The following is a 12,267-nucleotide window of genomic DNA, read 5'->3' on the forward strand; positions in this document are numbered from 1 at the left end:
GGCTCCGGGGACGGGCACCGGTCTTACTCCGTCACCTCCACCGGGCCGTAGAAGAGGCGGTTGCCGTTGTTCTCCACTTCCGCGAGTTGGTACCGGTACGGGACACCCGGGACGGCGTCCCCGTCCAACCAGGCGTAAGGGGCGCCCAATGCCTCGCTCCCCTCAGCGGGGATGAGGCTGCCCGACACCTTCACGAACTGGTCGGACACCCCGTCCGCCCGCCAGATCTCGAAGCCGGCCGTGCCCAGCTCAGTGGCGGTCTCCCAGGTGATCAGGACCCCGGCGGGACCCCGGACCGCCTCGAGGGACAGCAGGGTGATGGCCAGGGGCGCGTTCGGGCCCACGATGCCCGAGGCGGGGTTGCCCGCCCCCAGGGGGGTCGCGGGCCCCATGGCCGCCACCACGTTGGAGAAGGTGACCTGGAAAGTGTCCCCCGCGACGAGGAAGTTGGACAGGTCGACGCTGTTGATGCGGAGGGAATTGGCGGCCGGGTCGTAGACCGCCTCGTAGGGGGCCTTGGACCCCAGCGGGACGGGCGTCCCGATGGGGGACTCCAGGGCGATGTTGGCCAGGTTCTCCACCGAAGACTCCAGCACCTTGCGCTGGTAGCCGAAGTAAACTTCCACGGCGTCGGTGTAGGCGAAGGCCTCGGTGATGGAGGGGGCGAGGGCGGCCCCCGCGTCCGCGGTGACGGTACCCGTGGCGCTGTTGTTGGGGGAGGCCAGGGTCACCCCGTCGGCGGTGTCCATCCCCGTGGCGGTGACGGTGTAGTTCTTGCCGCCGTCGCCATGGAGGTTGACCCCCAGGATCCAGGCCTTCATGAAGCCGGGGTCGTAGGTGACGGTGCAGGCCGACAGGTCACGGGGCGAGCCCTCGCCGGCCACCGTCAGGGACCAGTTGGCGACCCGGAGCACGTCCTGCGCCTTCATGGCCCGGGAAAAGGACACCTCCACCACTTCCCGGTTCGGGTTCCCCGCCGCGTCGTAGGTCCGGGTCGACACGATGGACGGCGTCACGCTGCTCGCCTGCCGGACCACCCCGTACATGGGACGGATCTGGGTCGAGTCCGTGAAGTAGGCGATGGGGTTGAGGAGGTCAACATTCGTGATTCCTGTGGTCATACGCAGACCGAAGGTGTTCCCGGCTGTGAGTGGGGTGCCGATCCCGGAAATAGTAAGCATCCGTGTGTTATCGTCATAGGTTCGGGTAGTTCCCAGCAGGCTGATGACGGAGCCTCCCTGGAAAATCGTATCCAGGAAGTTGGTCTTGCTGGTGCCCCCGTAGGTAGGGCTCAGCCGGAGGGAATAGTTCGCGCGGGACTGAGCCGAGGTCCGGGTCACGGGCTGGTTGAAGAAGACGGTGATGGTCTCGTTGTCATAGGCGATAGCGTGGGCAAAGACTTTCTCGATGTCGTTGATGGAGTAACTTACCGAACTGAAGGGGCTGTACTGATGGGTCGGCACGCTGGCGCTGGTGAAGTCGGGCGGCCCGGGGACCTCGTTGACAAAATCCCCACCAACGGGGCGTCCGGCGGAATCCCGGACGTTTGATGCCAATGCGACGGGGTATATTAATCCATCGGTTACGAGTTGGTAGCTAGAATTGGCGTTAATCGTCAGTGTCAGGGCCGTGGAGTTCCAGATGTAGCTGTCCGCGTTGGCTAAGAAATTTGCGAAGGTTTCTGTGAATCCGGCCCAGTTGTTCCGGTTGTTGACGGCGTTGGCGGACCCGTCAGCCAGCATGTTCCGGGAGAAGCGGATGACCATGGCATCACCGCGAGTCTGGTAATCCTCCATCGACACCATCCACGCCGGCGTGGTATCGCTCCCCGCGGCGAAACCCAGGGCGGAGGCCAGGTTGAGCCGGCCGTTGCCGTAGAAGGGGTCGAAGCCCGTGGGGCCCAGGTCGTCGGCGGTGCTCTCCAGGAGCTCCTTGACCTTGGCGGGGGTATAGTCCGGGTTCTGCTCCAGGACCAGGGCCGCCGCGCCCGAGACCACGGCGCAGGAGGCGGAGGTCCCGTTCATGAAGGTGTAGCCGTTAGCGGGGGCGCCGGAGTACCAGTAGGGGGCGTAGATTTTCCACCCCGGCGCCGTCACGCTGATGTCGGGGCCGATGTTGGTGAAGGCGGCCAGCCGGTCGTCGGGCTTGGTGGCCCCCACGGCGATGCCCCCGCTGGGGGCCCGGGCCCAGTTGGGAAGGTCGGAGGCGTCGTTGCCCGCGGCGCTCACCACCGTGGCGCCCAGGGCCACCGCGTCCGCCACGGCGTTGGTGAAGACGTCGACGGGGGGCTCGGGGTCGGGGAGGTACTGAAAGACGTTGGCCGAGCCCATGCTCAGGTTGATGACCCGGGCCCCGTACACGGCGGCGTAGTGGATGCCCCGGACCAGGTTTAGGACGGTGGCCCCGCCCGAGCTGTCGAACACCTTGACGGGCAACAGGGTGGCCCCGGGGGCGATCCCCACGCTCCCCACCCCGTCGGCGTTGGCGGCGATGATCCCCGCCACTTGGGTCCCGTGCCCGTCGGTGTCGGAGGGGTCGGCGTCGTTGTCGCCGAAGTCGGGGCCTGCCAGCACCTTGTCGGTGCCGGCGAACTCCTGGTGGCCGGCGAAGATCCCCGTGTCCAAAACGGCGACGACGACGCCCGACCCCGTCACGTCGTTGGCCCAGGCCACGTCCGCCTTGACCTTCTGGGGCGCCCACTGCATGAGCGGGAGCTGGGGGTCGGTCACGGTGATGCAGGGGACGGCGATGTGGTTGGGTTGCGCCGACCGGATCCCCGGCACCCTCCGGAGCCTGGACGCCGCGCCCCGCACGCTCTCACCGGGCGCCACCTGCATCCGGATGTACTCCCTCCCGAGCGCCGTCACGACGCGTTCGACGGGAAAGGCGGTGTCGAGGGCCTCCCGGGGGACGGGGCCGCGCTGCTCGAACAGCTCCACCAGGACCTCGTCCGCCAGCCAGGCGTCGGAGGGGCCCCGGCGCCGGAGCTTGTCGCTCTGGGAGTAGCCATGGAAGAAGTCGTCCACGGCCCGCGCGGCCTCGGCGCCCTCCGCCCCACCCTTCCCCAACGCGGCGGGCAGGCGGAAGGGCGCCCCGGCGGGCCCCGGCAGGAGCCGGTCGTCCAGGGGGCGCACCCGCAGCTTCACGCCGTCTCGGCGCCGGAGGTACTCCCACAGTGAGCCGGGCAGGGCCCAGGCCGCTTCGCGAAGGACTTCCCCGCCGTTCTCCAGGGTCGAGTAGAAGACGGTCCGGAAGTCGTCCAGCGAGACGTCCACCGCCCAGGCCAACGCGGGGCCCGACCACGCCAGGGCGGGCGGGCCGGCGTCGCCCCGTGCGGCACGCACCGGGCCCGGGGCCCAGGGAGCGTCACTCCCGGCAGCGAGGGCCGCACCCGTCAACAAGCCCGTCAAGACCATCCAACATGCCGTTCGTCTTCCCATGACGACCTCCGCTTCGCCGTTGTCCCCTCCGTTATTGATCTGATTATAGCACAATCCCGTCAGGTTCCGGGTGAAGCGGCGGAACGGGTTTTCTTCCGAAGCGGGTCGCCGGGGAGGGTCAGGGGGGCGGCGCCGCGGGGCCCGGGGCCCGCTTGCCGAACCAGATGCCGGGGTCGGTCTGGTTCCAGGCCATCCCGGGGATCGGGGGTTGGGACGGGGAGAAGACGACCAGGAGGTCCCGGGGCCCCATCCGGCGAACCCAGGGGGCGAAGGCGGGCCAGTCCTTGCGGTCGCGCTGGATCTTCCGGAGGACCCGCAGGTCCTCGTCCCGCATCATCCCCGACTCGTACCCGTAGACGTAGCGCCAGCTCCCGCGGGGGTTGTCGAAGAACATCTTGTTGAAGACACTCATCTCAGCGCTGTAGACGATGCCGCCGTCCCCGGGGAGCCACCCCGACAGGCCCGGCGTCAGGGCATTCCACCGGCAGACGTTGGGGTTGACGTACCCCTGGCTGTGGTTCGGGGAGGATTCCCGGCTCCACTGGCCCATCCAGTCGGAGGTCGCGAAGACGAAGAAGGCCAGGCAGGGGAAGAAGGTGGCCCAGAGCCGCCGGGTGAGGGGCTTGAGGGAAGGGCGGTCGACCAGGTCCTCCACCAGCAGCGCCGTGAGGACCAAAAGGGCGGGGAGGCCCCACTCCGCCCAGAAGCGGAAGATCCTCAGACCGCCGACCCAGCCCAGGGCGGCCACGGCCAGGAGGAGGCGGTGGGAGGGGTCGAGGACTCGGCGGCCCGTGAGGCGGGCGTGGACCTCCAGGAGCCCCCCGACGGCCAGCAGGTAGGCGAACCCGCCCTGGAACGGCTTGAACTCGCCCACCAGGACGTCCCACTCGGAACCGGTCCCGAAAGTGGTGAACAGCAGCGAGACGTGCTGGTAGAGGTACTGGAGGGGGTGCCCGGTGGCGAGGGCGCCGAGGAGGACCCCGAGGCCCGCGCACGCGGCGAAGCGGCCGCCGTCCCTGAACCGCCCGCAGAGGAGGAAGGCGGCGAGGGGGATGGCCCACAGGTACCAGGCATGGTGAATCCAGGTGTTCAGGGCGATCAACGCCGCGGTGATCGCCAGGACCCGCCGTCCGGCTTTCCCCGGGGCCCAGAGCTTGAGCAGGACCACCAGGATGGTCAGGGTGATGAGGAAGGGCCGGGCGCGGCTCATGCGGAAGAGGAGGCTGTCCGGGAAGGCCAGGGCGGCCCCCAACAGCGCGACCACCCACGCCTCCGGCCTCCGGAAGAGCAGGGCGGGCACTGCGACGGCGACCCAAAAGAGAGCTACGTAGGACACAACCACCAGAGTGGCCGGGGAGCAACCGAAAAGGGCGTGCAGTCCCGAGAGGATGGCGTGCCAGCCCAGGTGAACGTCGAGGTCCATCCCGTCGCGCAGGACGAGGACCTCCCCCCAGGTCTTCCCCGAGACCGCCTTGGCGGCGTGCCGGAGGCTGTCGCTCGCCGGGAAGTAGCTGTAGGTGTGGTGGATGTAGAGCGGGATCAGCAGCAGGATCAGCAGGACCAGGGCGGTGAAGGTGCGGTCCGGGACATGGGGGGACGGCTTGGCGTTCATGGGGATGAAATAGCCCAAGCGCCGCAAATAGTCAAGGGGGGAAAGACGGGTCGAACCCCGGAAGCCGGTGCCGACCCCTCACGGAGAAGTGATAAACCCCGACCGGGCGGATTCCTGCCGTCTTGCGGTGGCGGGACCAATGGCGATCGCGAGGCCGATACCGAGAGGTGGCCTGGTGGGGATGTCCAGGAAGAGGACACCCATTCTTCTGCCTCGAGTGGGTGTCCTGATTCATACGAGTGAGTGTCCTGTATTAACCGCCGCGGCGAGAGGGTGATGGGCCTGGCCTGCGCCGTGATGTACGCCGGAATTCCCGCTGCGGTGGTGAGCCTCTGGAACGTCCCCGACCAGGGCACCCGGGGGCTATCTGACCTCTCCCGGCCTGTCCGCGTCCGCCATGACCGCCGGGCGGGTGATCACCAGCAGCTGGTGGCTCTCGGTGCAGGGCCGTCGGACAGGCGTCGAGCCGGAGACGGACAGGGTGTACTCCGATCCCCCGGCCGACTTCTCCACCTGCAGCGACCCGCCCGGCGGGATCACCTGCCGTGTCTGCCAGAAACCCTCGGGGGCGTCCAGGGGGAAGCGGACGAGGGTTTCCGGCTTGAAGACATACGGCGTGTCGCCGCCGAACATGTCGGCGGACATGGCAACGTCCACAAACACCGGCGCCGCACCGCGGTTGGTCAGAACCAGGTGGACGGTGTGGTTCTGACGGACGGAACGGTAACGCAGCCAGGGCCGACCCGGAGCGACGGCGTCGCTCTCCACCCAGATCTTCCCCTGGGCGTTGCGCTTCACCAGGTTGGTGGCGATCTCCGAGAGTTGCCGGGCGAGGACCGACTCCGAGTAGCGGAGGAGCCGGCCCTCCCGGACCACCACGCGCCCGTCCGACAGGACCGTGTCCACGTCCCGGGGACCGCAGCTGTAGATCAGGAGCGGGACCAGGTTGTCCACGTCCTCGGCCTGCACCACGGGTGCCAACCCCAGCCGTTTCCGGGAGAACAGCACGAGGTCGGCCTCCTTGCCGGCCTGGATGGAACCGGTGACGGCGCCCAGCCCCAGGGCCTCCGCCCCGCCCAGGGTCGCGGCGCGGAGGACGTCCCAGGCCTTGATCGCCTTGGTCCGGGCCGTGTTCAGGTACTGGATTTTCTGCAGGTTCCACGTGGCCTTCATGGCCTGGAAGAAGTCGATCCCGTCGTTGCTGGCGGCGCCGTCGGTCCCGATGGTGACCGGGATCCCCTCGTCCAGGTAGCGGAGGATCGGGGCCACGCCGGACGAGAGGTACTGGTTGGAGTCGGGGCAGTGGGCGACCCAGGCGCCGTGGGCGCGGAAGATGTACCGGTCCGTCTCCTCGGGCCAGACGGCGTGGATGGCCACGTAGCCGTCCATCCCCCCGAGCCATTCGAGGAGCGGGACGGGGGAGATGGTCTCGGGGCCCTGCAGCGCCTGCAGGTTCGCCTTTTCCACGGCCGTCAGCCGGTCGGCCTGGTCGGACAGCATCTGGCCGGCCAACCGGGACACCTGGAGCATGTTGTCCGCCTGGCTGGGGGATCCTCTGCCCAGCATCTGCTGCATGAAGAGGAAATCCGCGGCGTCGAGGCGCTCCCCGTAACGCTGGACGTAGGCGTCGAGCAGGGTGTACAGGTCCCGCTGCTCCTGGACGTTCTCCATGGTGTGCTCGGTCATTCGCAGGCCGAGCTGCTTCGCCAGGAGGATACCGTCGTAGATCGTGGGGGTGTCGAAGTAGGAGAGGGTCCCGAAGCCCATCCACACGTCGACGGCGCTGCCGCCCAGCCGCCTCAGGCGCCGGATCTCGCTGACCTTGGCGTCGTCCGGCAGAAAGACCGCCTGGTGCCACCAGACGACGTCCCCCTCCAGGCCCGCGTCCTTGAGCGCCCGGACGACCTGTTCCAGGGCGAACTCCTGGAAGTTCATCGACGCGTAGTCGGACACGGTGGTCACGCCGGAGAGCAGGGCCTGGTTGGCGGCGGCGAGCACGACCCGGTAGAGTTCCTCCGGCTCGAAGAGGTGGCAGTAGTCGTAGATGCTGACCCACTCCTGGAGCTTGCCGTCGGGGCGGAAGCCCTTGGCCACGTGCTGCCAGAGGTGGGTGTGGGTGTTGACGAAACCGGGGACCGCCACGAGGTCGGACCCGTCGATGGCGAAACCCGGCCGCTCGACCCGGGCGGGGTTGGGGGACACCCGAACGATCCTCCCGCCGTCCATCACGATGTCCTGGTGGTGGAGGACCCGGGAGTTCTCCACGTCCACCACGGTGACGTTCCGGATCACGTCGGCGGCCGCGATCGGGTCCGGGGGGACCATTCCAAGCAGGATCAGCCCCAACGAGATGACAGGCGCCGCGAGGCGTCGCCGGCGTCTCGCCGCCGGGCGCGCCGACCGGGTGGTGGGCCCGGGAACCCGGCATGGAAAGGGGGAACCGGGAAGAGGGGCGGGTGGGGCATTTTGTGCATGAGGGTTTTTCATTTCCGTAAGGTAAGGGCAACAACGGGGGAAGTCAAGCGGATTCCCGGGCCGTGGACCGGGGATGAAACGGGGCTCGGGAAAAAGGCGGCAAAGGACGAAAGGACTTAAAGGACCAAAAGGACCAAAAGGACAGGCGGGGCAAAAAAGGACAGGCAGAGAGAGGCGGGGCAGAGAGGGGCAGGCAGAGAGGGGCAGGCAGAGAGGGGCGGCGAGGAGCGGTTGGCCGGCCTGCCGTCGCTGAAACCGGGCGCCCTACACGCCCGTATACGATGCATGGTCGATCAAGACAACGATACGGTAGTCGACAACCCGAGGGACACAAGGCCAGGGGTCCGTATTCGGGAGGACGTCACGGTAAAAGGGACCGACGGGGTCGCCGCGTCTGCGGCCCGGCGGTTCCTGGCGGTAGCGGTCGGAGTGCTGCCGGTGCACACCGGGCTGCTCTGGCACCGCCTGTCCGGGGGCGGGGCCTTCTCGGTGGCCGAGATGCTCGCCTACCCCCTCGTCCTCGGGGGGGCCAACATCCTGCTGATCCTGCTCCTGGACCGCTTCCTGCTGAAGGCTCCCCGGCGGAGCTTCAGCCCCGGCCCGGGGAGCGCGACGGGCGACCTGGGGTGGGGGATCGCTCTCCTGGCCGCCTATTTCCTGTTGATGGCCGTCGAACGCGCGGTCCTGGGGGCGTGGCTGCCGGGGGGGAAACCCCTCTCCCCGGAGTTGATGAACCTGCTTCGGGGGCTGGCCCGCGACCCCCTGCTCCTGACCCTTTGGCTCGGGCCGGTCCTCTGGGTCGGGGTGGCTCTCTTCGAGGAGACGGCCCGGGTCTTCACCCTGAAGACTCTCTGGGGCATCCGGGACTCTGCCGCCTGGCGGGGGGGCGTGATCGTGGCTTTCGCCGTCCTGTTCGGGGTGGCGCACCTCTACCAGGGCTGGATCGGCGTGGTCACCACCGGTGTGCAGGCCGTGGTGTCCGGGCTGTTCTACCTGCGTTTCCGGCGCCTGGGGCCGCTGGTCTGGGCGCACGGCCTCTTCGACGGCATCCAGGTCGTCCAGTTGGTCGTCCTGCTCCGGCAGGCCTGAGAAAACGGGTGCCAGGTTCTATCCAAGACCAATCACTTCGTGCCTTGGTGAGAGCAATTCCGGAAGGATCGCTCACGGAGGCACAGAGACTCGGAGCAGATTGCGGCGTGGTGATATCGTGGCCGTGGCCGTCCGAAATCCCCGCGCCTCTGCGCGAGATAACTCTTTGAATTACAATAACTGATCGTTTGCTGACGTGTGCGGCTCTGGCATGAGGCCGACGGCGATAGCCCTACCGACGGCGATACCGATACCGATCTGCGATACCGATTCCGACACCGACCCCGGCGGAGATTCCTCCGGACCTACAGCCCAACCCGGATAAACCGGAAAGAAACCACGGATGAACACGGATCATCCGGACGCTTCAGAATAAACAGGAAGAGGACACCCATTCTTCTGCCTCGAGTGAGTGTCCTGAATCATGGTGATACGCTGACCGCTCAACGACGTTTGTTCAGGCCGAGCGAGATAGGTTTGCGTCGATATTCACGGACCAGGCGTCTGGCCTCGAGGTGTATGCGTCGTTCCTCATCTGCCCGGCGTCTGGCCTCGGCGCGAGCTACATTCCGTTTCCATGCGGCCAGGGACGGGGGGTTACCCCAGCCCCGTTTTGAACGGAGCAGTGACAAGGTATGAAACAGGATGGGTAAAAGAGTAGCCCCCACTACAGCCGCGACTTTGATAGCTGACCAGCCGATATTCCGCCAGTCTGCCACGAAAACCAGGATGTAGAGAGACGTGACGGGCAGTGTTACGGCCCCCAGCCAACCGTATCGGATGCTGCGGTACCTGTGCTCCCTGGAGACAATAGAAAAGAACACATGTCTCAGGAGATAGAGGATGGTTCTTTTCCCTCTTAAAAAGAACAACAGAAGAAAAAGAAGGGAAAAAGTAATCAATCCGCTGTTGATCCGGGAATAATCTTTGTCGGTTTCCTCGGTATAATGGAAAGCGATCACTATTCCAAGCAAGACGAGAATCAGAAACCAATTAAAAAGGGGTTCCTTCCGGTCCTCCTCGTCAAGCATCAGGTGCGGCAGCTGCTCCTCGATGGGTACCTCCTCGGTTACCTCCGGCAACGGGGGTGGTTGTGGCGGCTTATCAAGATCCAGAATCATTGGTCTACCACAATAAAATGCTTGAAAAGAATATGTTAATCTCACAGAGGCACGGAGAAGATCGCAGGGAACCGACGGCTTGGCCGGGGCCGTCCGGATTCACCGTGCCTCTGCGCCTTCGTGAGAGAAAAATCCGGGCCGGGCGGATTCCTGCCATCTTGCGATGTCGAGATCGACGGCGATTCCGATACCGACCCCGATGGGAAAGTTTCCGGACCTTCAGCCTATCGACCTTTCGACAGCGACTGCGATACCGATACCGATTCCGACCCCGACCCCGACCCCGATGGGAATCCCTCCGGACCTACAGCCTACAGCCTAAACCCCTACAGCCTATATTGCTTTCCCCAACCCCGTGGGAGTCATCCCTCCAGCAGATCCACGATGGCGGCGGAGGCGGTGGTGACGGTGTGCTCCTCGCCCACGCGGAGGTCCTCGGCGGTGATGTTCTCGGAGAGCGCCCGGTTGACGATGATCCCGGCCACGCAGCCGCCGCGGAGCCCGAAGGCGCTGGTCAGGGTGAGGAGGGTGGCGGACTCCATCTCGTAGTTGAGCACGTGCAGCCGCTTCCACTCCTCCAGGGTGCCCTGGAAGCGCCGGGGCACGTATCCGGTAAAGGAGTCGTAACGCTCCTGGCCGGGGTAGAAGGTGTCGGAGGAGGCGGTGATGCCGCAGTGACAGGGGATGCCGTTCGCCGCCGCGGCCTTGCGCACGGCGTTGACCACGTCGATGTTGGCCACAGCGGGGTACTCGAGGGGGGCGTAGTGGGTGGAGGCGCCGTCCAGCCGAACCGACCCGGTGGTGCAGATCACGTCCCCTACCCGGATATTCTCCTGGATGGCGCCGGTGGTCCCCACCCGCAGGAAGGTGGTGATCCCCAGCATGGCCAGCTCCTCCACGGCGATGGAGGTGGACGGCCCGCCGATGCCGGTGGAGGTCACCAAGACCGCCTTGCCCGGGAGGCGGCAGAGGAAGGTCCGGTACTCGCGTTTCCAGGCCAGTTCCTCGATCTCCCCGCCGTGCATCTCGCGGACGGCCTCGGCGATTTTCCCCACACGGAAGGGGTCGCCCGGCAGGAGGGCCAGGGTGGCGCCTTCCAGTTGCGGTTTTTCCAGGTTCACGTGATAGATCTTGCCCATGAGTTCACCTCGGTCGGAAATGTGCGCCACGCCGCCGGGGACGGCAGGGCGGGGCCTTGACGGGGCCGGCGCCTGCGGGGGACGTGACGGGCGCCATTGTACGCCAAAACCGCCGCGAAGCAAACGGGCAAAATCCGCTCGCCGGCGCGCCCGTCTTGCGGCGGTCCCGGAATCGTGTTATTCTGGGGCTTCGACCCGACACCCGAACACAGGAGGTTCCATGTTTGTATTCCAGGGATGCGACGTCTTCGGCCCCGAGCCGCTCGGCCGCAAGGACGTTCTGACCGCCGGCGGGCGCTTCGTCGCCGTCGCCGACCGGATCGACGCCCCCGCCCTGCCGGGCTGCACGGTGATCGACGCCGCGGGGCTGAAGATGGTGCCCGGCCTCATCGACGGGCACGTGCACATCGCCGGCGCCGGCGGGGAGGGCGGGCCGGCCACCCGGACGCCGGAACTCCGCCTCTCCCAGCTCCTGGACGGCGGCGTCACCACCGTCATCGGCTGCCTGGGCACCGACGGCATCGCCCGCACCGTGGACGGCGTCCTCATGAAGGCGAAGGCGCTGAAGGCCGAGGGGGTCTCCTGCTGGATCTACACGGGTGCCTACCAGCTCCCTGTCCCCACGATCACCGGGGACCCCGGCCGCGACATCGCCCTGGTCGAGGAAGTGATCGGGGTGGGCGAGGTGGCGATCTCGGACCACCGCTCCTCGGGCCCCACGGTCGACGAGCTGATCCACCTCGTCGGGCGCGCCCGCGTGGGCGGCATGCTGGGCGGGAAGGCCGGTATCGTCTGCTTCCACATGGGCGACGCGAAGGACCCCTTCCGCATTCTCTACCAGGTCGCGGAGCGCAGCGAACTGAAGCTCACCCAGTTCGTCCCCACCCACGTCAACCGCAACGACTACATCTTCGAGGACGCCAAGACCTACGGCAAGACCGGCTACGTGGACCTCACGGCCAGCTCCTACCCCTACTACCCCCAGTACGAGGTCAAACCCTCGAAGGCCGTGGTGCAGCTGGTGGAGGCCGGGGTCCCGCTGGAGCACATCACCCTGTCGTCGGACGCCATCGGGTCGCTCCCCGACTTCGACGCCCAGGGCAACCTGATCAAGCTGGACGTGGGCGAGCCGAAGTCCATCTTCACGGAACTGGTGGACCTGGCCACCACGGAGGGCTTCCCCCTGGAGAAGGCCCTGAGCATCGTCACCTCCAACGTGGCCCGGATCCTCCGGCTGCCGCGCAAGGGGCGGATCGCGCCCGGCTTCGACGCCGACGCGGTCTTCCTCGACGCCGACTGGCGCATCCGCCACCTGGTGGCAAGGGGGGAACTCATGATCCGGGACGCCGAGCGGCTCCGGAAAGGCACATTTGAACGCTGAAGGAAGGAGG

At 66.9% G+C, this 12,267-nt stretch carries 7 protein-coding genes and 1 pseudogene; 3 read left to right on the forward strand and 5 right to left on the reverse strand.

What is annotated here, in order from left to right:
- Positions 1 to 23: 23 nt before the first annotated feature.
- Entirely contained in the window at positions 24 to 3,440 is a 3,417-nt protein-coding gene (locus tag KA419_15435) for a S8 family serine peptidase (GenBank protein MBP7867328.1), read from the reverse strand.
- 118 nt (positions 3,441 to 3,558) lie between these two features.
- Positions 3,559 to 5,052, reverse strand: a complete 1,494-nt coding sequence (locus KA419_15440; GenBank protein ID MBP7867329.1) for a hypothetical protein — start codon at positions 5,050 to 5,052, stop codon at positions 3,559 to 3,561.
- A gap of 276 nt (positions 5,053 to 5,328) precedes the next feature.
- Between KA419_15440 and KA419_15445 the strand changes: the two are divergent.
- Positions 5,329 to 5,418 (forward strand): annotated as a pseudogene (locus tag KA419_15445) (CHAT domain-containing protein).
- Here the strand turns inward: KA419_15445 and KA419_15450 are convergent.
- Entirely contained in the window at positions 5,416 to 7,377 is a 1,962-nt protein-coding gene (locus KA419_15450; GenBank protein ID MBP7867330.1) for an amidohydrolase family protein, read from the reverse strand. The pseudogene KA419_15445 and the gene KA419_15450 sit on opposite strands and share 3 nt — an antisense overlap.
- Positions 7,378 to 7,965: 588 nt before the next feature.
- Between KA419_15450 and KA419_15455 the strand changes: the two genes are divergently transcribed.
- A complete protein-coding gene (locus KA419_15455; GenBank protein ID MBP7867331.1) occupies positions 7,966 to 8,616 on the forward strand; it encodes a CPBP family intramembrane metalloprotease in 651 nt (216 codons plus the stop codon).
- Positions 8,617 to 9,059: 443 nt separating this feature from the next.
- Here the strand turns inward: KA419_15455 and KA419_15460 are convergent, their stop codons facing one another.
- The gene (locus KA419_15460) at positions 9,060 to 9,737 is read right to left on the reverse strand and encodes a hypothetical protein (protein ID MBP7867332.1); all 678 of its coding nucleotides are present in this window, start codon (positions 9,735 to 9,737) and stop codon (positions 9,060 to 9,062) included.
- 362 nt (positions 9,738 to 10,099) lie between these two features.
- Positions 10,100 to 10,876 carry a uridine phosphorylase gene (udp, locus tag KA419_15465; protein ID MBP7867333.1) on the reverse strand — a complete coding sequence of 259 codons (777 nt, stop codon included), beginning with the start codon at positions 10,874 to 10,876 and terminating at the stop codon, positions 10,100 to 10,102.
- A gap of 220 nt (positions 10,877 to 11,096) precedes the next feature.
- Here udp and KA419_15470 point away from each other — a divergent pair, with 220 nt between their 5' ends.
- Positions 11,097 to 12,257 (forward strand): beta-aspartyl-peptidase, encoded by a 1,161-nt coding sequence (locus KA419_15470; GenBank protein ID MBP7867334.1) that lies wholly within the window; start codon positions 11,097 to 11,099, stop codon positions 12,255 to 12,257.
- The last annotated feature ends 10 nt before the right edge of the window (positions 12,258 to 12,267 follow it).

It is taken from the genome of Acidobacteriota bacterium (assembly GCA_018001935.1).
Classification (GTDB): Bacteria; Acidobacteriota; JAAYUB01; order JAAYUB01; family JAAYUB01; genus JAGNHB01.